Source organism: Bacillus sp. SRB3LM, from assembly GCF_015712745.1.
Taxonomy (GTDB): Bacteria; Bacillota; Bacilli; order Bacillales; family Bacillaceae_G; genus Bacillus_A; species Bacillus_A thuringiensis_K.
In genome coordinates, this window is the sequence record NZ_VWVQ01000078.1 from 289,239 (window position 1) to 308,832 (window position 19,594).

The following is a 19,594-nucleotide window of genomic DNA, read 5'->3' on the forward strand; positions in this document are numbered from 1 at the left end:
ATGGTACATCATGAATTTAAATCACAAAAAGACAAGCTCTATAAGAAAGTTAACGTTAGAACAACTGGCTCACATGTGCTTACACCAAATTGTTGAATTTCATGCAGATCATACGCCCGAACAAATAGTTGTGATAGCTGATGATAAACAACTAACATATAAAGAATTGAATGTATCTGCAAATCAAGTAGCTAATCTGTTAAAAGAACAAGGGAGAGGTATCGGAGATTTTATAGGTCTATATATTGAGCGATCTGTTGAAATGATTATTGGGTTATTGGGAATTTTAAAATCGGGTGCCACTTATGTCCCCTTAGAAACCGAACTTCCTAAAGACCGAATAGAATATATAGTAAACTCTGCTAACTGTAGTTTGATACTCAGCTCAAAAAAATCAAAATCAACTTATCCTTTGGTAGATCGACCTATCATTACAGTAGATGACCCTAAGACAAAAACATATGGAATTGAAAATTTAAATATTTCAATTCCTTTACATCAACTGATGTACGTCATGTTCACCTCAGGGTCTACCGGAAATCCAAAAGGAGTACTAATCGAACATAAAAATGTAACAAATTATATTGTATCTCTTATGGAGTGTTTAAATATAAATGATAAAACAAACTTTGCGAGTGTATCTACATTATCAGCAGACTTAGGGAATACATCTATCTTTGGAGCTCTAGCTTCAGCTGGAACATTGCATATTTTATCTAAAGAACAAATGTTACAACCTGACGAATTTTCGAATTATTTTTCTACGCATTCAGTAGATTGTTTGAAAATTACGCCTTCCCATTTCTATACTTTACTACATTCTGCAGAAGAAAATATCTTTCCAAAACAGTATTTGATACTGGGAGGCGAATTGTTAAAATGGGAAATCTATCAAGAAATAAAAAAACGGGCAGGAGCCTGTAAAATAGTAAATCATTATGGGCCGACTGAAACTACAATTGGTGTTGCAATGAATGTAGATATAGACGATAACCTTGAAACAGAAACCAAAAGTGTTCCCATTGGAAAGGCGATTCGTAATAATCAAATCGTCATATTTGATAAAGATAAAAACCTGAGCAAACAAGGTACGATTGGAGAATTATGCGTTATAGGTGAAAACGTAGGGAGAGGCTATCTCGAAAAAGTCACTGGCCCTCAAAAATCAGGATATTTATCTATAAATGGGAAAAAGGCTTATCAAACGGGTGATATTGGGCGATATTTATCCGACGATAGTATTGAAATAATAGGTCGAATTGATGACCAAATACAAATAAGAGGATATAGAGTAGAATTAGCAGAAATTGAAAAAGCTATTTTCCATTACACTAATGTTCAAAATGTATATGTCCACGTTAATGATAAAAATAATGTAGAAAAAGAAATAATTGCCTTTGTTTCTGTAAAAAATGCTCCAATTGATGAAAGCAACTTGAAAAATTTTTTAAAAGAAACTCTTCCTTCCTATATGATTCCTAGCATTATTATTGTGGATGCTATTCCTTTGGATGCAAATGGGAAAGTGAACAAAAAAATATTAAATAAATTTTTAACAGCATTACCTGAGAAAAAGCAAGCTCAATATTCAAAGCTCCATCAAGTACTTCTTAATTATTTAGGAACATTAATAAATAACAAACATATAACCATTACGGACAATTTTTTTGATATAGGTGGTAGCTCTCTTCAAGCTATTCAATTGATTTCTTGGATCAGAGATACCTTCCATATTCCTATTTCCATTCGATCCTTTTTGGCTAATCCTACTGTCGATACATTGTACCACTTTATGATCAATCATGAATCTAAGCAAAATGTATTAACAACGGCTGAGCGAATGTTCGAAAAAGAAAATGTAAAATATCAAAATGAAGACACAAGTGAAATTATTTCTAAATATTTACAAAAAAAATGGGCGCAAGTATTACGTATACAAGATGTACAGAAGGATGATAACTTTTTTGATATAGGAGGATCCTCTTTGCAAATTATATCTTTAATGAACTGGGTAAGAAAAGAATTAAACGTTCCCATTTCCATTCGATCCTTTCTTATCAATCCTACTATAACTCATTTAACAAAACTCATATTAACAGAGGTGACAGATGTTTCCGAATTCATACGGCAATTAACTCAGGATAAGATCTAAATTTATATGGCTATTAAAACTTCGAAACGAAAGGTGGAGCATGAATGAAAACTCTATTAAATGATCTTATATCTCAATTTAAAAAGAACAAAGATACAATAGGGATTGTACTAGTAGGTTCTAGTTCACGGGGTTATCAAGATACGTTATCTGATTTTGATGTAGAAGTAATTGTAACGGATTCTTACTATAATTCCCTTGCAACAAATAATCTTTTCGAGAGATCAATGGACGGCAAGATTGAAATCTTATTGCTACCCGAATCCGACTTTAAAGCTAAAAAAGATTCTCCCGCAGATATTGACCATTGGCCATATGAATTTTGTGAAATACTTTATGATCCCAATAGAATTTTGTATCAAGAAATAGCACAGATCAAACATATGCCTCCTATGCTAGGAGATCAAAGAGCTAAATTACATTATTTCGAATTTTTATTTTGTATACAACGAACTAGAAAATTATTACTTCGTGGAGATGAATTAAATACTCGTCTATGTGTAGCAAAATCTCTACAGATACTTATTAAGTTATTCTTTGTATTACAAAATCAATGGGTACCAGTAATACATTGGAGTAGCCAAAATTTAAATGATTTAGATTATTTCAATAGTATGACAAAACAACTGATGCTAGAAATAATGCGAAAACCGAACATTAGAATAGCAGAAGAACTAATTAAAGAAACAGATATCATATTAGAAAATAAAAAATTCCAATTTCAATATGATAAAGAAGCATTAACTGAAGAAGTATGTAGTTATCAATACCGTTCTATAAGAGAGCAGTATGGCACACTTTAGTATGAGGAGGTATATTTAGGATTATGTTAAATAAAGACTTTCTTCCCAAACAAAAAAATATGAACATAGACCAAAAATATATTACAATTACAATGAAACAGAAGTTATCCATGTTAAAAGACATTGCTCAAAAATTTGACGTTGATCTATGTACACTTTTTAAGTGTGCTTGGACAATTATTTTATATAAATACAGTGCAGAAACAGAAGTTGGTTTCGGATTTTATAATCTTCAAAAAAACAATATAGATAATTATAATATAAAAATTCAAAAAAATGCTACAGTAAAAACTCTGTTACACGATATTTATATGCAACCACCAACCATGGTGTCATATAACGATAAACTGCAATATGATACGGCACTGGTAAATTCTAATGGTAATGTAGCGCATATTGAGTCGTTTTTTCATACTTTTTCTAAAGATGTAGTTTTTATTTCCTTTGAAGAAAATCATTTAAACGATGAATTTAATATTCAAGCCTATTTTAATTCTTCTACTTATCATATAGGAATTCTTGAAAACCTGTTAAATAATTTAAAGATTTTTTTAGATACTTTTGAAACTAAGTCAGAATTGACACCTTTAGATATAAATATTACTAGTCCGTCAGAACAAAACACAGTGACTGAAATATTTAATGATACTCCTCAAAGTTATTCAAAACAACAATGTAAATGTGTTCATAAAATTTTTGAAGAACAAGTTGTAAATACTCCCTCACATATTGCTGTAAGCTATAATGGAAAAAACTTAACGTATAGAGAGGTTAATGCACAAGCAAATAGAGTCGCTAATTATTTATTATCTAGGGGTGTTCAAACAGGTTCTCATATTGGCATCATGTTAGAACGTTCAATTGAAGCTATTGTCTCTATAATAGGAATTTTAAAATCAGGATGTACTTATGTTCCCTTAGATGCCACATACCCCCAAGAACGATTAGTATTTATGTTAAAAAATAGTAATCCTGCGATGGTCATTACTCATGAATCGTTTCAACATATACTTCCGTCCACCTATGCGGGAACTATTCAAACAATCTCAAAAATATTGGAATCCAATGTGCATAATACAAATCCTAATCACACTTGTACTACAGAGGATGTAGCGTATGTTATTTATTCTTCAGGTTCCACTGGAACACCGAAAGGGATCATGGTTCCACATAGAGGCATTATACGTTTAGCCTGTGATAAAGATCATTTTAAATTTACAAACACAGATATTTTGACACAAATGTCTTCTATTAGTTTTGATGCAGCTACTTTTGAAATATGGACAGCTCTTTTAAATGGTTTAAGGTTAGAGATTGTGTCCAAAGATATAGCTCTAGATAATGAAAAACTGTGTCAGTTTATCTTAGATAAAGAAATTACTATTATGTTTTTTACAACAGCATTATTTCATAAATTTGTAGAAAAAAATCCCCAAGCACTTTCAACACTTAAATATTTAATTGTAGGAGGAGAAGCATTAAATTTAACACATGCCAACTTAGCACTTCAATATCTTAATGAAGAAGGGTATTTGATAAATGGTTATGGACCGACTGAAAATACAACGTTTTCAACCTACTATTTTATGAACCAGAAACATAAAAAGTTAAATTCTATTTTGATTGGTACTCCTCTCACCAACTCATCCGTTTTCATTTTAGATGAAAATCTTTCTCCATTACCTATTGGAGCGATTGGAGAAATTTATTTAGGGGGAAAAGGGGTAGCTATAGGTTATCTGCATAATAAAGAGCTTACTCAAGAAGCATTTATTCAAGAACACCCATTTCAAAAATTCGGAAAAACACTTTATAAAACAGGAGATTTAGGTCGCTGGTTACCAGATGGAAATATTGAATACTTAGGAAGAAAAGACCGCCAAATAAAAATTCGAGGTTTTCGTATAGAACCAGGGGAAATTGAGACAGTGATGTTAAATCTATCTTTTATAACAGAATGTGTAGTTATGGATATAAAAGATCTTTCTGGTAATAAAAAGTTAGTCGCATTTTATGTCTCATCTCAGATAATACGCACTTCAGAACTTAAAGAACTTTTGAAAAAAAGCCTTCCAGAGTATATGATTCCAAATCAATTTATACAAATGAATAATTTACCTGTTCAAGAAAATGGAAAATTAGACACCAAAACATTAACATCTATTGCTCATTCAAAATATTTTAATCACAACTCTGAACGAATCGAACAAACAAAACCGGTTGATCTAGTTCATGCTTTAACCCTTATTTGGGAGGAATTATTAGGTGTAACTAATATTCATTTGGAGGACAACTTTTTTGATTTAGGTGGAGATTCTCTACAAGTGATGGAGTTAAAAGAACGGGTACATCACAAATTAAAACATGATATTCCAGTAACAGCTATATTTTCTCATCCAACTATACATTCTTTAGTAAAATTTATTAATGGTCCTAATGATAACAATATTAAAAGATTCAGAAAATAAAGAATTTTGTTTCGGAAGGTTGGTGTAAGAATGTTTTTTCAGAATTTCCTTTTATTCCTAGTAGGAGGGGATTATTATAACTCAAGCCCGCTCAAGCCAAATTACTAAAAATATCTTTAAAGGTTCTGTCGGTAATCTAATTGAATGGTATGACTGGTACGTCTATTCTGCTTTTGCTGTCTATTTTTCAGCAGAGTTCTTCCCGAAAGGCGATTCAACTAGTCAACTACTGAATACAGCGGCTATTTTCGCAGTTGGATTTTTAATGCGTCCTATTGGAAGCTTATTAATAGGACGTTATGCGGATCGCCACGGACGTCGAACAGCATTAACCCTTTCTATTACAATTATGGCTGGGGGTTCTCTTATTATCGCCTGTACGCCTAGTTATAATAGTATCAGAATTATGGCTCCTATTATTTTAGTTATTGCTCGTTTGATTCAAGGATTATCAATAGGCGGAGAATATGGAACTTCAGCAACTTATTTATCTGAAATGGCTAGTAGTGATCGCCGTGGTTTTTATTCAAGTTTTCAATATGTAACTCTCGTAGCAGGGCAGATGATTGCCTTAGGCGTTCAAATTGCTCTGCAACAGATATTAAGCGAACCAGACATGAAAGTGTGGGGATGGCGTATACCATTCATTATTGGATCAATGGGAGCAACAGCTGTGTTATGGCTTCGCCGTACTATGGATGAATCTGAACAGTTCTCAAACATGAAATCCGAAAACCGTGAAAATCCAGGAACCATTCAAACACTTATGAAGCATCCGAAAGCTGTATTAACTGTGATCGGATTAACACTAGGCGGTACTGTTGCATTCTATACGTACACAACATATTTACAGAAATTCATGGTAAATACAGTTGGTCTACCAAAAGAAGTAGTAAGCTGGATTAACTTTGTCGCACTATTTATATTCGTACTACTTCAACCGGTTGCTGGCCTATTATCTGACCGAATTGGACGTCGTCCACTATTAATGACCTTCGGCATTCTTGGAACTTTACTAACAGCACCAATATTCTACTTTATGGAAAAAACGACATCGCCAATCGTAGCATTTCTAATGATGATGACTGGGCTCATTATCATTACTGGTTACACTTCTATTAATGCAATTGTAAAAGCGGAACTTTTTCCAGCTGAAATTCGTGCACTAGGCATAGGGTTTCCATACGCACTTACAGTTTCGATATTTGGTGGAACAGCAGAATTTATCGCATTGTGGCTAAAGAAGATCGGGGCTGAGTCACTATTTTACTATTATGTAACGGGTTGTATTGCAATAAGCTTTATTACGTATTGGTGGATGCAAGAGTCATTGAAATCCTCTCATATTACGTTTGATTCGAATTATTCAAATAATACAACAGCAGATCCTTCTGTTACAAAATTAAAAAACGATCAAAACTCATGAATGTTTTATAGGTTCTGGTGCAAATACAGTTAGATATGAAAAAAAGAAAAAGATTCCTAGCGGAATGGAACTTTATGCTGTTAAACCAAAGATTTCATTGATAAGATACATTTGCTTTTGGACAGACTTCTCCCCTTGGAGGGTTTGTCCTTTTTTGATCATATGCATAGCTTCTATTCCAGCGATCATTTTTGTAGCTGTTTGCAAGGATTTCAATCCCAGCATATTCTGAATCCGTTTTTTGATAAATCGATGATCTTGCTCAATGAGGTTCTGTTGCAAAGTTTTTGGAGCTGAGCTAGACTGTAAAAAAATGAGATGAGGAGCATAACATATGGGATATTTTAAAGGAAAACAATTCAAGAAAGATATTATTTTGGTAGCCGTCGGCTACTATTGTCGTTTTTCTTTAAGCTATCGCGACGTATCTGAACTTTTGAGAGAGCGTGGTGTTTCAGTTCATCCTACAACTATTATGCGTTGGGTCCATGAATATGGAAATATCATTTATCAAATGTGGAAGAAGAAAAATAAATCAGCACATTCCTTATGGCATTTAGATGAAACCTATATCCAAAGTCAAGGGAGAGTGGCGTTATCTGTATCGTGCGATTGATAAGGAAGGTTACACGTTGGATATTCAACTTCGCAAAAAGCGAGATCATCAAGCAGCCTATATGTTTATGAAAAGGTTAGTGAAAGCTTTTGGAGAACCAACGGTTCTCACAACAGACAAGGCTCCTGCTTTACTTTGTGCGTTCAAAAAACTAAAACATAATGGCTTTTATGTGCATACGAAACATTGTACTGTTCAGCATTTCAATAATCTCATCGAACAAGACCATAGACATATCAAGAGACGTTTTGTTAAATCCGCAGGATTTCAAAATCTTCGCCATGCTTCACGTACATTGAAAGGAATCGAAACGGTTCATGCCATATACAAACAAAAGAGAAGTCATATTCCAGACTTCTCTTTTGTTTATGTAAAAACTGGAATCATTTCAATGTCTTTCTCTGTACATACGGCACTGCGATACTACTACAAACTCAAGAATCCGTTTTATAGCTTCCTGGTGTCTGGATAATCAAAATAGATGAATTCAAATATTCGAACTGTGTTTGTTGTAAAGCTAGATGATTATCTTGTAAATATTTTTGAAGTGCCGCACCTGGTTCTACTGTATACACAGAATGTATTTGATAGACTGCGGCTGTATATTCTGTATACCCATAGGATGAATTATCTACTCCTATCGGGATGTTTTGTGTATGGCTAACCTCTTCTGTTACAGTAATGGGATGATGATACGTTGCAGTCAATAATTCACTCAACGTAGCTATCGCTCCGTCGAGAAGCGCTTTCATGTCAGTTTTCCACCCCATTGTGAACGCAAAATGTAAGGCATTCTCTATGGATAATCCAGATTGAACTGCTTGGTTAAAAGTATATAGAGTTGTAACAGGTTGCGTACTGTATACCACACGCTTAAATTTTGTCGCCCGTTTTACTTTTGTTTCTGTCCAAAAGGATTGCACTTGCTTCGCAAATTCTGGATCCTGATTGCATTTCGCCGTGAAAGAAATAGTTTTCCCTAAATCTAACATTCTATAGGTGTTTGTCTGAGAATATTTTCCGATGATAATGAGACCATGCTCACTTTTTTCCATATAGGTACCATCATTAAAATACAGCACATCACCTATATTTCCAAATTCATTGACTGTCGTTCCCTGCTTAGGAATAGGGTCATAGGGATTAGCGGAAAGCTGAGGAACGGGAATTTGCTCCTGGTTCATGGCTACGTTATTTTGTTCCTCGGGAAGAAGCGTTTTGCCCCCATTTTTTACAAGGTATCCTTGAAACGGATTCTCTGATGATACCCTCTTTTTTGATTGGTAAGAATCAGCAAACGATGTGGTAGCTGAGATTGTACCCATACTGAACCCACCTACCAAAGGAAATACTAAGAATAGATATTTAAATTTGTTCATCGTACCAATGTTCTCCTCACAGACTCCATTTTGTTTACTAGATTTTTATTCAGCAACTTTTCGGCAGAAGCGTTTTGTTCGCTAGCTTCTATCACTTCAAAAGGTGTTTGTAACTCACTCAAACGTAACGCGAATCTGTCCTTACCAGGGTCGTATGAATGCGGATAATTTGTTGACTCCATCCAAGCTTTTTCCACATTGTTTCCGTAATATCCATTAAAATCAGACCACCCCGTAGCACTCTCATGGACTCCTTTCACAGCGCTTCCTAGACCTATAGAATTATCTTCGGATGATCCATAAATGACATGATCTGCGCTGTTGCTATAATTCAAATAAATAGAATTGAATAAAGGATCATAAGCCCAATAGTATAAACCTGGTTTATTGGCTTTAGCTGATTTTATTCTTACTTCATTAGTAGATTCGATGAACCCATCTATTCCATATTTATGTTCAAAAATAATAGGCGTTCCATTATCCGTTGCAGCATTCGCAAAAAGTAAGAAATCATCTAAGCCCCAACGTTCGAATGTGACGCCACCTTTATCAGGCAAATTTTTATCTTTTATATAGTATGGCGTATTATATTTCAATCGTTCTCCATTTTTTGTAACAGGATTGGAATGATCTGCAGCAATTGCTAAACTAAGTATGCTTGCTAAAGATTTTTTCATATTTTATATTGTCCTTTCTTTATTTTGGACATTCTCATGGCTACAACCGGTGACTGCTGGCTCTTACGTCTACACGCATCTTTTTCCTAACAAGAAGACTCCTTCAAACTGTATAAAAACAAGGGTAGCCTGTATTGCATAAACAAGAATACGTTGTAAAAAAAGAGCGGATTATATATGGATGGATGAGCGAAAGAGGAAAATTCCAAATCATTCCTTTCGGGTTGGTACAGCCTATACTAAAATTACAGAACCGCCTAGCCATATGTACTCAGCACCCTTGCTGTAATATAATAATGACTTCAGCAAGTTCTGGAAAATGCCGGACAAAATCACCTGTTTTCATGGTCATTCACCTCCCTATCATACGATCTCAAAATCACTAGCATATCTACTAGATAGATTAATCTGAAATTTAACTGCACCACAAAAGAAAAATGTGTACGTTATCTCCTGTAGATGATCTGTAAAGCCATTTTAATTTCCATCTTTATATTCGAATAGATATAATTTGTTCTTACTCATTGCACAAATTGTGTATCATGGGATCTTCCTTTTCTATAGATTATATCCTAGAGTTTAGACAGGTTTTTAAAAGCGAAAAATTTTATTATTTTCATTGTCTATTTGACAGTCGGAAGTTCAAAAACAACGTTTTTGATACTTGGGGTAATGAAGGTTCTCCAGGTATTGAATATATTGTGTTGACATAAAAAAAGATTTTAACACAAACATAGGCTGCAGAGAGGATCTTCTCCACAACCTCCGTTTTCCTATTATTTCTTTTCATCTTTTTTCGTATCAACTTTGGGTTCTTCGAAAAGGTTTTTCAAATCTGTATCCTTAACTTGTACATCAACTGTTTTTATTTCTTTCATCATTACATTTTTAATAAATTCAGGATTTTTTGATTTTTCTCGAACTAATGCTTTCTTGATATCTGCTTTTGTTTGATCGAAAGTTTTATCAGCATTTGTATCTATTACTTTAATAATATGGTAACCATATTTTGTTTTTATCGGTTCGCTTATTTCCCCTTTTTTTAGCTTATAAGCTACTTCGTGGAATTCTTTTCCCATTTTCCCTGGTCCGAAGAATCCTAAGTCGCCACCTTTTTCTTTTGAAACTGTATCTTCAGAGTATTGTTTCACTAATTCTTCGAAAGATTTACCTTGAGCAAGCTTCTCTTTCACTTTTTTAGCAGTCTCTTCATCTTTTACAAGAATTTGACTTGCTTTCACTTCTTTTTTGTAGTCCTCAAATTTTGCTTTTAGATCTTTATCCGTAATTGCTTTTTCAATCGCTTTTTCTTGAGCTAATGAGGCGCGGAGCGTATTTTTTAATGTTTCTTCTTTCATACCTTGTTGTTTCAATAGGGTATCGAATTGATCACCCACTTGTTTTTTCGTTTCATCGAACTTTTTGTCTACTTCTTTTTCGTCCACTTTGTAATTTTTCATAAAAACTTTTTCCATAACCATGTTTTGTAGTACTTGCTTACCAGCTTTTTGCTTCATTTCAGTGTAGAACTCTTCTTTTGTAATATCAACAGCGTTAGATGTGACAACTTTGTCTGATGATGTTCCACATGCTGAGAGTAATACAATACTACTCATTACAGCACCCATGAAAATATGTCGTTTATTCAATGTTTTGTACCTCACTTAAACTGTAAATTCATTATATTCAATCGTGCAGAATAAAAAATCTTCAAAAAATCGCCAAGTAATTTTCTCTTTTTTTGGACACCCAATGAATGACGACAATTATTGTAATACGTGTATTTCCCACCTTAGAAAATATAAGACAAAACGCCCAGCATTCACTCATGTAGCCATTTATTAGAGGGAGTGACTCCTTACAAATATTCAAAATTGATTGTGTACCCTCATGTACGTTCCAGTTTTTCTTGACCAGGTCAAAATAGCTAGAGAGGTGATTACTGGAATAGAAGTCATGTATATGATCAAAAAGACAGACTCTCCAAAGGAGGAAGCCTGTCCTAAAACCTATATATGTCCTCTTTAGAATTTCATCAGAACCGTTTTTTAGCATATAAAGAACTTTACCGATTACTAGCTACTAAATAAGTTAATATCCAGCAGTTGATTCTTCCGTAGGAAGTAAAATATGAATCATAGCGTACACCTCTTTACAGATATTATTATGTATATACAATACGAGTGTATAATTTTGTCCGAGATATAACAATGATTTATTTGACTGTTCATAACAGACATTCTCAAAAGAGGCTCATCTTTGTCTCACACAACCATGATATGTTGGAAAAGCTTAGATAGTGTCTACACAAAAAATATGATATTAAGTCAATAAAATAGACAAAGATAAATTTAATTATGCAGCTTCCGGTTCGTACAGATGTTCTTTTTCTATCGGAGATAAATAACCATTCGCTGAATGAATTCTTTTACGATTATAGAAAATTTCAATGTATTCCCAAATATCTTGCTGTGCTTGCGCACGTGTTACGTATTGTTGCTGATAAATAAGTTCTTTTTTCAAGACACCATGGAATGATTCAATGAAAGCGTTATTAAAACAGTTCCCTTTTCTGCTCATGCTACTTTGCATTCCATACTGTTGTAATTGTTTTTGATAATCATGGGCAGCATATTGACTTCCTCGATCAGCATGCCAGCCCACAATTTTCCTAGAATACAAGTCCATCAGACTTGCTACATACAACCATCCTTCTTTCGTCGATACATAGGTAATATCGGCTACCAAAACTTGGTTTGGCTTTTCTACCTTGAATTGACGATTTAATCCATTGTCCTGTATCGGATAAGAATGTTTGGAATTTGTAGTAGCTTTATATTTTTTTACAGTTCTTGATTGTAAGCCCTGTTCTTTCATGATTCTCACCACTGTTTTTTGTGAGATTTGCTTTCCTGTTTGGCGTAAAACAGACGTTACTTTCGGAATTTCATATAAACAACGCGATTCTAGAAAAATGCGGTGGATTTCTTTGGCTATTTGTTTTCTCTGTATTTGCCTGGGGCTTTTGGTGTGATATTTCCATTTGTAATATCCGCTTCGGGATACATGTAGAACTTGGCGCATCTTCTCCACTTTGCAAACCATGTAGCATGTACAGTTTGACTATCTCTAAAGTGACATTCATCTTGATATAAGAGTACAGTATTTTCATCGATTAGGTTTTTTTTATCACATCTAATTGCGTTTGAAATTGAATTTGCTTTTCTTTATTTGTCTTTTTCAATACATAAGTAGCGTTTGTATAGGAAAAATTCATCCGATGCAACATTTTTCGGATCCCTTCACGTGACATACAAATCAAAAATTTCTCTTTGATGACGTATTGAATATTGCGTGTATTCCAAAAAGACTCTTGACCGTATTGCAACTCCGCTGGAGTTGTGTTTAAAATGAGTTCCTTTAATTCTTCCTGTTGTTTTCTAATTAAATAAGGCTTCTTCCCAGGAATTTGTTTACGAGTAAGTAATCCCTCGATTGCATTTTCTTTAAATTTCTTTACATAACTAGCGACGCTTTGACGATGCATCCCAAGTATATGTGCTACATCCACCATTGTATATCCTTCCATGACCATTCGAACGGCTGCAATACGTCTTTGACAAGAAGCTTGTTTTCCTTTTTTCTCTAATTTGCGTAAATCTGATATTGTGAAACGATTTAATTTTTGAATTTTATATGACATAACATATATTCTCCCCTCATGTTTTTTACAAACATTATCGGGTATCCAGACACAATTTATACGTGATGATATTTTATAGAGGACCTATATAGATAACGCAAGGTATCATCATGCTAAAAAATTGAAATCTTTTTTGCGAGAAAACAACCGTCGTCTAACTTTGCTATTTTTACCGCCATATTCTCCTAATTTAAATATGATTGAACGTATATGGAAGGTAATAAAAGAAAATGTGTTAGCAAATTGTTACCATGAAACAATGGATCATTTGATGAGTTCAATCTATCAATTTACAGAATCTATTAATAAAAAATCCTGAAGCGATCCTTAGTCGTATTCAACGTGTAGATATGTCGATTTTTTAACGGGGACTTATATAATTACAATGTGCATTTCCGCTCATAGAAGAATACCCCTCCTCGATCATTATTTTTATCCGCACATGACCAGACAAATAAACGAAACTATCTGTTTAGCCTAGCAATATCTGCAGCGTTTGTTTCACTTTTTCATCGTCCACTCGATAAAATACTTCTAATCCTTTTCGCTCATATGCCACTGCTTTATGCAATTTTAACTTACCAAGATGTTGCGAAATAGTGGATTGGGGTAGGTCGAAATACCATTGTAATTCTGTAACATTTAAAGCTTTTTTCTCTAACAAATGATGGACCATTTGGAGACGAACAGGGTGTGCTAATACCTTGAGCATTTCTGAAATACGTTCTAAATCATTTCGCTCTGTGTGAAAAACATTGTTCATGCTCTTTTTTCTCCTCCATTCTTTTTTGACAAGATTTTCATATTTTTCGGTTCTATCATGAAAAGCTCCCAAACTATCTTGCACCGTTCTCTTTTTCGATTTATACTAAGATTCACATAACAACAATCATACGAGGTGCCTGATGAATAAAACAGAATTAATTCAAAAAGTAGAAATACAAACAGGACTAAAAAGGAAACAAGCCAGTCTTGCGGTAGATAGCGTATTCGCATCCATTCAAAAAGCTCTACAAAATGGAGACAATGTACAATTAATCGGGTTCGGCTCATTCGAAGTGCGAGAACGTGCTGCACGAGAAGGACGCAATCCACAAACTGGAGAATCCATAACCATTCCTGCCAGAAAAGTACCTTCTTTTAAAGCTGGAAAAGCATTAAAAGAAGCTGTAAACAACTAAATATGTATCTGTCTATCATTCTACAGAAGCATGAAATCATCCAGATTCATGCTTCTGTTTCTTTTATAATGGGATTGTTGAAATAGCATGTTTATACACGAGCTGTTGTTTCCCGTCCACTTCTAACAAAATCGAATATAAATCATACCCTGTTATTGTTCCTTTGATATGAAATCCATTTACTAAAATCATTGTCATGTTCTTTTTTCTTTGTACTGCTTCTTGTAGTACTTGTTCCTGAAAGGATACCATATCTTTTGTTCTTTTCTCCTGTAGTACTTGTGGTTTTCTTTCCAACGATTTCTTCCCCCTTCTTCTTAGGCTCTTACAAGATATGGTTCTAATTCCTGTATAAGCTGTTTTGCTCCTCCTGGACTCAACGTCAACTTTCCATCTCCCAGCTTAATATGCTGGAAAGATACTTCTCCTGTGATGGGGCAAACATCATCTCCCTGATATTTCTGCAAAATAATCGATTCTCCCTCTACAAATATTTCTACCCAGTCTTTTTTCTCTATTTCCAGCACTCTTCTTATTTCCCTCGGTATGACAATCCGTCCTAAATGGTCTATTTTTCGCACGATTCCTATTTATAAAATCCGCTCATTTATTTCTCTTGTTTTTCTATAACCAATTGTATACGAAATTTTTTCTTCCTCTTTTAATAGATGACTGATCAATTCTTCAGAGCTGTGGTCCACCCCTGTATAAGTGCAGCTACTGGTATACTATGCAACACTTCTGAATCACTACCACAAAGAAAAATTTGTTCTACTAGCGGCACAGATACCATTTATTTTTCTGTTTTTATGATGAAAGTTAGAAGCGGTTCGATTTTTTCACGCATTTCTTCTTGCATTACTCGCTGTGCTTCCATTTCTCTTCCCTCCACATTCTTACTTTTACATATCGTCAATCACAAATTATTCTATACGTATGCCATGTTACTTATAGACTATCACATTCTTATCATATATACGTAAGAATAATGAATATTCCATATGCTTTCAAACTCATTTTCTTATTTCCGATACCATTTGCCCCTTTACGTGCAAAGTACATCTTTACTTCTCTATACGGTATCCAAATACCACGTGCATGAATCCGTTCCCTCACACTATCTAGCAGCATATATTCCTATTCCTGCTAAGCTGTTTGCAAAATATTTACTTTATTTATTAATTCTTGTAAAACTAAGCTTATAATTCTTCATAATTTATAAAATTGATTACTACATATCAATGGCTTTTATAAGTTTAACATTTTGTAAGTTTTGTAAAATTCATTAACTTAATCATAAATACTTTTACATGTTGAGAAGGATACTTCAATTAATAATTTTATATCATGTTAACGTATTTCTAGCTGTTTAGATGTAGTAGGATGGTATTGATTTATTACTTCTTGTATTTCTGCTTTTTCTGCTCTTGTCATCAGTTTTGTTATATTGATTGGTCGAAAGGTTGGAAGTATCTCCATCATATTTTCACCGTTAAAAGATATAAATAAGAGAGTTCCACCGCTATTTTTTTAGGTTGAGGACCAGTGATTGTAATGTTCACTAAAGCACCACTGTTAGTTTCAGCAAAAACAACTTTCGACGCCATAAAAGATTGAACCATTTTCATATTATACTCATCCTCTCAATATTTAGGAATTTAATTTACTTAGGAAAATTTGCAAACGGAGTATCTTTTACTCAATGACTTTGATTTCTTCTTTACTTGTTTCTTTTGATTCCCAAAGATCAAATCAAGAAAAGATGGATAGATATGATTATTTACCAGTGAAAGATTTTTCCTATGACAAATTACTTAAATAAAAGTTTTTAATAAACTACATAGGATTGTTAATGATGAATTTTTCAAAGGACTTCAATTATCATCATGAAGGGGATTATTTATACCCCGTTGAGTATTATCAATTCCGTCAAGCTAGTACACTAAATACATTCAAAATCGAGTTATTATGTTTTGATACTTCTTATGCGTTTCATTTAATTTCAGATAACAAGTCAATTCCTGAAGAATACAGTTTTGTTACAATTAATGATTTTGAAATTAACGAAGAATTTGGCTTTGAACTGGTAGATTTCAAGTCAAAACACGCGGTATTGCAACGAGCAATTGATATGGCTAGTGCAATTGCAAAAAAGTATTGTAAGAACCCTATTAACCAATAAGTGCACTTAAAGTTAATACACATAATAATAAAACCAGCGTATCAATTATTCATTGATACGCTGGTTTTATTATTTTTCTTTCTGATAAATTTGTTTTGCTTCTAAATCAATAATAGCCCCTACTTCAAGTAGAAAATCTAATCCAATAATTCCATCCAAATCAAAACCATAGTTCATAGCACCAAATTCCGTTTCAAATCCTTCTGCTTTCAAAAATCCAAGTTCGATTTCATCAACTATTTTAGTATATACAAATTCTGATCCTCCTACACCACGAACACGATAAATATTATCATTAGCCTCTGGTACGATATTTACAGATGCCGCTTTATCAGATGAAATAATCGTTCCTCCAGACCCAGTATCGACTAATACACGTTCAAGATGTAGTATTTCTCCGTTATGTTTCATTCTAATGGAACATAACAACAATCTATCTTCTATTTTTAAATGAATCACGCTCGCCTAACTCCTACCCATGTTTTTTCAATAATACCTGGTTTTTCACGATTTGTATGAAGTACATATAATTCACGGTTTGGATGACTTTGTTGCATTTTTTTATATTCATTCATGGCTGCTAAAGGCTCACTATATGTTTCAATTGGTACAATTTTCGTTAAAACTCTTTCTTTTTGATCAGTTGTAAATGCTTGGACTGCTTCGAATAATACCCATTTATTCGGGAATGCATTTCTTACTTCTTGCCATTCCATACATACATCCTCCTTTTTATACCAATATTTTGTGAGGTATATTTATTTCATCATAACAGAAAATTTATATCCTTCCCAACAACACCATTTCAAATTCTAACTTTCAACAACTGAGATTATCCATTTCAGTCAACAGAAAGTGTAGGATCTCATTGTTTATGTATTACTAAAATCTGAATAGTAAGATAAAATCATGCAACGGGGCAGAATGTTTAAATAGAAATGGAGTGAAACATCGTATGTCTTCCAAATGGATTGATAAAATAGCATTTTCAAAAGTACATAAAGAGTTATTGATTCAATATGTCGTACAATAATGGGAAAGACAGAAACAGGGACAGCGGAATCCATTTCCTAAATTGGCGTATACAGAGACACACGCATTTGAATGTTCAGAAGCCTACAAAGAAATAAAAGCGCTCTCTACAGAGGCGATACGAGATATGCCAGCATATAAAAGAGAAACGTTGTTGATTCAACTGGAGGAATGGCATCAGTATATACAAAGTATTGTATCGGCTGTTTTCGAAACAATACAGAAATATTCTGTATCTTAACATAAAGGGATCAGCGATTTAAATTATGATAAGGGCACCAGACAGAAAAAAAGAATAGCTATTTATTTGCTACTCAGAATGGAATACATATCATGGATGGATAACAGTATGCTCCTATAAACGGTATTTTATGCAGAAGGATACGAAAATTTAGGAAGCGCCTTCTTGTCTTTCGTGTTACAATTATTTCAAGCAACTCTCTGCTATGTATTAAATATTTTATGCTATACTTACCCGGAAGACTCTCTTATCAAAATATAAGAGAGTTTTTTCTGTGTTATTTCAAAGATGGCGTATCAATTTGAATTGAGAATTGATACTGTTCATGTGATGCCTCTTCTAACAAAGTAGCAAGGGCTTGTAATTGGTGGATGATTTTTTATTTTGACTGGCATCCCGCATAGTGGATATGAAAGGATTCTAGAATAGCAGATTCTATTGGTTCTACTGGTAGTGTTGTTGGTTCGAATTGTGGAATCACGGGTACCTCTTGCATTGGGATGGTGGGTACAATTGTTTGCATTTGGACTGGTTCGGTAGTCTTGCACTGTTGTGAAACAATAGGAGTATCATCTTTGGATGGGGTTCGTTTTTTTCCTTTTCGCTTTAGATGCGCTGTTCCTTGCAGTGGAATTTCATGTTTTTTGTACAATTCGTATAGTTTACTATTATACGTGCCTAAACCCGCGGTAATTTCTTTGTTGGTGAAATGTTCTTTCCAATATTGAAGACGCATTTTTTGTTCTTCTGCAGGGAGAGCTTCTAAAGAAGCTAATGGCAAAAACGTGTTTAATTTTTCTATACGTAGTGTTTCTGTCAATGAGAATCACTCCTTAAAAATTGATATGGAGGACAAAATCTCCTTTGGAAAAGAGGAGGAATATAAGTATGAAACGGTATAAGGTAATCAGTGCTACAGCTTTAGCAGCAATGTTAGTAACAGGTTCATCCACATTCGCATTTGCTGCAGAAAAAGAAACGACCACGCAACAAGTCGTACAAGCATCTCATGTATTCTCACCCCAATTTATTGAACAAACGAAAAATCTAGATGCTATTCCTATGAATAATCTTGATAAGGCGGTTCAAGCTGCTTTGTTAGGACCTGAAATTAAAAAATTAAAAGTATGACCATGAATTTAATGTGAAACCAGCGTACATTTCGAAACTAGGCAATCAAACGGTCGTAAATGGTCAAATTTCACATCATTTAAGCTTTCGTTTAGATGATCAAGTCTATTATCGCTTTGTAAAAGAAGATGGGGTAATCAAAAATTGAGAAATTAAAATTGATAGTGGTGGATGGACAAAAATAACAGCACCTATTGGTGCAATCATTGCTCAATATTTTGGTGTTCCGATTACGCCAGATCTTCTATCTCAAATCGGCCAACAATTAGGGGCTTTCACAGATGGTAAATGGGAATACGCTTCGGAAACAATTGTGGCAGCAATTGGTTTATATGTAGAATAAACGGTATCATTCTATATTATTTCGTAACAAAAAAGGTGATTCCCATTTGAGAGTCACCTTTTTGTCTGCCATTTAAGAAAGGACGTTTGAAAAAGAAAATCTATATTGTTTACTGCAGTTCCTGGCTTTCTTATTTTGTACAGAACCTGATAGCATATACAAGTTAGCTAAAGTTATAGGAGTGTCAACGAACAAGAAATAGAAGCAGTCTGTACGGAGATGAGGAATAGATTTCATGTTACACTTTCAAAATGTTGTAC

Annotated in this window: 21 protein-coding genes and 3 pseudogenes; 9 read left to right on the forward strand and 15 right to left on the reverse strand. The window is 33.8% G+C overall.

The features are described from left to right. The first annotated feature begins 10 nt into the window (after positions 1-10). The 4 genes from F3I02_RS25075 to F3I02_RS25090 all read left to right on the forward strand — a co-directional run bounded on the left by F3I02_RS25075 (position 11) and on the right by F3I02_RS25090 (position 6,849). Complete coding sequence (locus tag F3I02_RS25075) at positions 11-2,152, forward strand: non-ribosomal peptide synthetase (RefSeq protein ID WP_196477973.1); 2,142 nt, start codon at positions 11-13, stop codon at positions 2,150-2,152. Between the two features lie 44 nt (positions 2,153-2,196). Continuing rightward, the gene (locus F3I02_RS25080; protein ID WP_196477972.1) at positions 2,197-2,955 is read left to right on the forward strand and encodes a hypothetical protein; all 759 of its coding nucleotides are present in this window, start codon (positions 2,197-2,199) and stop codon (positions 2,953-2,955) included. A 23-nt stretch (positions 2,956-2,978) separates the two neighbouring features. Next, the gene (locus F3I02_RS25085; RefSeq protein ID WP_196477971.1) at positions 2,979-5,423 is read left to right on the forward strand and encodes a non-ribosomal peptide synthetase; all 2,445 of its coding nucleotides are present in this window, start codon (positions 2,979-2,981) and stop codon (positions 5,421-5,423) included. Between the two features lie 70 nt (positions 5,424-5,493). After that, positions 5,494-6,849 carry an MFS transporter gene (locus F3I02_RS25090; protein ID WP_374058642.1) on the forward strand — a complete coding sequence of 452 codons (1,356 nt, stop codon included), beginning with the start codon at positions 5,494-5,496 and terminating at the stop codon, positions 6,847-6,849. A 72-nt stretch (positions 6,850-6,921) separates the two neighbouring features. Here F3I02_RS25090 and F3I02_RS25095 read toward each other — a convergent pair. Then, positions 6,922-7,122: pseudogene (locus F3I02_RS25095) on the reverse strand (DDE-type integrase/transposase/recombinase); the annotation flags it as partial. Positions 7,123-7,183: 61 nt separating this feature from the next. Between F3I02_RS25095 and F3I02_RS25100 the strand changes: the two are divergent. Continuing rightward, positions 7,184-7,829: pseudogene (locus F3I02_RS25100) on the forward strand (IS6 family transposase); the annotation flags it as partial. A 70-nt stretch (positions 7,830-7,899) separates the two neighbouring features. Here F3I02_RS25100 and F3I02_RS25105 read toward each other — a convergent pair. The 5 genes from F3I02_RS25105 to F3I02_RS25125 form a co-directional block, all read right to left on the reverse strand. Further along, the gene (locus F3I02_RS25105; protein ID WP_196477873.1) at positions 7,900-8,790 is read right to left on the reverse strand and encodes a hypothetical protein; all 891 of its coding nucleotides are present in this window, start codon (positions 8,788-8,790) and stop codon (positions 7,900-7,902) included. 50 nt (positions 8,791-8,840) lie between these two features. Then, positions 8,841-9,521 (reverse strand): hypothetical protein, encoded by a 681-nt coding sequence (locus tag F3I02_RS25110; RefSeq protein ID WP_196477874.1) that lies wholly within the window; start codon positions 9,519-9,521, stop codon positions 8,841-8,843. 776 nt (positions 9,522-10,297) lie between these two features. Continuing rightward, on the reverse strand, positions 10,298-11,149 hold the full coding sequence (gene prsA / locus F3I02_RS25115; RefSeq protein WP_196478221.1) for a peptidylprolyl isomerase PrsA: 852 nt from the start codon (positions 11,147-11,149) through the stop codon (positions 10,298-10,300). 727 nt (positions 11,150-11,876) lie between these two features. Continuing rightward, complete coding sequence (locus F3I02_RS25120; RefSeq protein WP_308018611.1) at positions 11,877-12,626, reverse strand: IS3 family transposase; 750 nt, start codon at positions 12,624-12,626, stop codon at positions 11,877-11,879. Positions 12,627-12,696: 70 nt separating this feature from the next. Beyond that, complete coding sequence (locus F3I02_RS25125) at positions 12,697-13,224, reverse strand: helix-turn-helix domain-containing protein (protein WP_196478218.1); 528 nt, start codon at positions 13,222-13,224, stop codon at positions 12,697-12,699. A 133-nt stretch (positions 13,225-13,357) separates the two neighbouring features. Here F3I02_RS25125 and F3I02_RS25130 point away from each other — a divergent pair, with 133 nt between their 5' ends. After that, on the forward strand, positions 13,358-13,543 hold the full coding sequence (locus F3I02_RS25130; RefSeq protein WP_230876857.1) for a transposase: 186 nt from the start codon (positions 13,358-13,360) through the stop codon (positions 13,541-13,543). Between the two features lie 153 nt (positions 13,544-13,696). Here F3I02_RS25130 and F3I02_RS25135 read toward each other — a convergent pair whose 3' ends face one another. Further along, positions 13,697-13,987, reverse strand: a complete 291-nt coding sequence (locus F3I02_RS25135; protein WP_196478216.1) for an ArsR/SmtB family transcription factor — start codon at positions 13,985-13,987, stop codon at positions 13,697-13,699. Positions 13,988-14,129: 142 nt separating this feature from the next. Between F3I02_RS25135 and F3I02_RS25140 the strand changes: the two genes are divergently transcribed. Further along, entirely contained in the window at positions 14,130-14,405 is a 276-nt protein-coding gene (locus F3I02_RS25140) for an HU family DNA-binding protein (RefSeq protein ID WP_196478215.1), read from the forward strand. Positions 14,406-14,468: 63 nt separating this feature from the next. On the opposite strand, the gene hfq is transcribed toward F3I02_RS25140, so the two are convergent. The 5 genes from hfq to F3I02_RS25160 all read right to left on the reverse strand — a co-directional run bounded on the left by hfq (position 14,469) and on the right by F3I02_RS25160 (position 16,033). Continuing rightward, the gene (gene hfq / locus F3I02_RS25145) at positions 14,469-14,702 is read right to left on the reverse strand and encodes an RNA chaperone Hfq (RefSeq protein WP_196478214.1); all 234 of its coding nucleotides are present in this window, start codon (positions 14,700-14,702) and stop codon (positions 14,469-14,471) included. 20 nt (positions 14,703-14,722) lie between these two features. After that, positions 14,723-14,995, reverse strand: coding sequence for an AbrB/MazE/SpoVT family DNA-binding domain-containing protein (locus F3I02_RS25150; protein WP_196478220.1), 273 nt, complete (start codon positions 14,993-14,995; stop codon positions 14,723-14,725). Positions 14,996-15,374: 379 nt separating this feature from the next. Beyond that, positions 15,375-15,536 (reverse strand): hypothetical protein, encoded by a 162-nt coding sequence (locus F3I02_RS25155; RefSeq protein ID WP_230876856.1) that lies wholly within the window; start codon positions 15,534-15,536, stop codon positions 15,375-15,377. Positions 15,537-15,755: 219 nt separating this feature from the next. Next, entirely contained in the window at positions 15,756-15,887 is a 132-nt protein-coding gene (locus F3I02_RS34495) for a hypothetical protein (RefSeq protein ID WP_269061764.1), read from the reverse strand. Beyond that, entirely contained in the window at positions 15,884-16,033 is a 150-nt protein-coding gene (locus F3I02_RS25160; protein ID WP_196478213.1) for a hypothetical protein, read from the reverse strand. Before F3I02_RS25160 ends, F3I02_RS34495 begins: the two co-directional genes overlap by 4 nt. A 227-nt stretch (positions 16,034-16,260) precedes the next feature. Between F3I02_RS25160 and F3I02_RS25165 the strand changes: the two genes are divergently transcribed. Next, positions 16,261-16,587, forward strand: coding sequence for a hypothetical protein (locus tag F3I02_RS25165; protein ID WP_098424952.1), 327 nt, complete (start codon positions 16,261-16,263; stop codon positions 16,585-16,587). A 69-nt stretch (positions 16,588-16,656) separates the two neighbouring features. On the opposite strand, the gene F3I02_RS25170 is transcribed toward F3I02_RS25165, so the two are convergent. The 3 genes from F3I02_RS25170 to F3I02_RS25180 all read right to left on the reverse strand — a co-directional run bounded on the left by F3I02_RS25170 (position 16,657) and on the right by F3I02_RS25180 (position 18,680). After that, positions 16,657-17,046 carry a retropepsin-like aspartic protease gene (locus tag F3I02_RS25170; RefSeq protein ID WP_196478212.1) on the reverse strand — a complete coding sequence of 130 codons (390 nt, stop codon included), beginning with the start codon at positions 17,044-17,046 and terminating at the stop codon, positions 16,657-16,659. Then, entirely contained in the window at positions 17,043-17,303 is a 261-nt protein-coding gene (locus F3I02_RS25175) for a hypothetical protein (protein ID WP_061657687.1), read from the reverse strand. Before F3I02_RS25175 ends, F3I02_RS25170 begins: the two co-directional genes overlap by 4 nt. Before the next feature lie 936 nt (positions 17,304-18,239). Further along, positions 18,240-18,680 carry a hypothetical protein gene (locus F3I02_RS25180; RefSeq protein ID WP_230876855.1) on the reverse strand — a complete coding sequence of 147 codons (441 nt, stop codon included), beginning with the start codon at positions 18,678-18,680 and terminating at the stop codon, positions 18,240-18,242. Positions 18,681-18,742: 62 nt separating this feature from the next. Between F3I02_RS25180 and F3I02_RS25185 the strand changes: the two are divergent. Next, positions 18,743-19,334, forward strand: a pseudogene (locus F3I02_RS25185) (methyltransferase). Positions 19,335-19,594: the final 260 nt, after the last annotated feature.

Excerpts from the sequence above, each read along its gene's own strand:
- F3I02_RS25075 (WP_196477973.1), top strand. The coding sequence starts at position 11 with ATGAATTTAAATCACAAAAAGACAAGCTCTATAAGAAAGTTAACGTTA.
- F3I02_RS25080 (WP_196477972.1), top strand. The coding sequence starts at position 2,197 with ATGAAAACTCTATTAAATGATCTTATATCTCAATTTAAAAAGAACAAA.
- F3I02_RS25085 (WP_196477971.1), top strand. The coding sequence starts at position 2,979 with ATGTTAAATAAAGACTTTCTTCCCAAACAAAAAAATATGAACATAGAC.
- F3I02_RS25105 (WP_196477873.1), bottom strand. The coding sequence starts at position 8,790 with ATGGGTACAATCTCAGCTACCACATCGTTTGCTGATTCTTACCAATCA.
- F3I02_RS25110 (WP_196477874.1), bottom strand. The coding sequence starts at position 9,521 with ATGAAAAAATCTTTAGCAAGCATACTTAGTTTAGCAATTGCTGCAGAT.
- prsA (WP_196478221.1), bottom strand. The coding sequence starts at position 11,149 with ATGGGTGCTGTAATGAGTAGTATTGTATTACTCTCAGCATGTGGAACA.
- F3I02_RS25120 (WP_308018611.1), bottom strand. The coding sequence starts at position 12,626 with ATGGTTTGCAAAGTGGAGAAGATGCGCCAAGTTCTACATGTATCCCGA.
- F3I02_RS25125 (WP_196478218.1), bottom strand. The coding sequence starts at position 13,224 with ATGTCATATAAAATTCAAAAATTAAATCGTTTCACAATATCAGATTTA.
- F3I02_RS25135 (WP_196478216.1), bottom strand. The coding sequence starts at position 13,987 with ATGAACAATGTTTTTCACACAGAGCGAAATGATTTAGAACGTATTTCA.
- F3I02_RS25140 (WP_196478215.1), top strand. The coding sequence starts at position 14,130 with ATGAATAAAACAGAATTAATTCAAAAAGTAGAAATACAAACAGGACTA.
- F3I02_RS25155 (WP_230876856.1), bottom strand. The coding sequence starts at position 15,536 with ATGCTGCTAGATAGTGTGAGGGAACGGATTCATGCACGTGGTATTTGG.
- F3I02_RS34495 (WP_269061764.1), bottom strand. The coding sequence starts at position 15,887 with ATGATGGAGATACTTCCAACCTTTCGACCAATCAATATAACAAAACTG.
- F3I02_RS25160 (WP_196478213.1), bottom strand. The coding sequence starts at position 16,033 with ATGAAAATGGTTCAATCTTTTATGGCGTCGAAAGTTGTTTTTGCTGAA.
- F3I02_RS25165 (WP_098424952.1), top strand. The coding sequence starts at position 16,261 with ATGAATTTTTCAAAGGACTTCAATTATCATCATGAAGGGGATTATTTA.
- F3I02_RS25175 (WP_061657687.1), bottom strand. The coding sequence starts at position 17,303 with ATGGAATGGCAAGAAGTAAGAAATGCATTCCCGAATAAATGGGTATTA.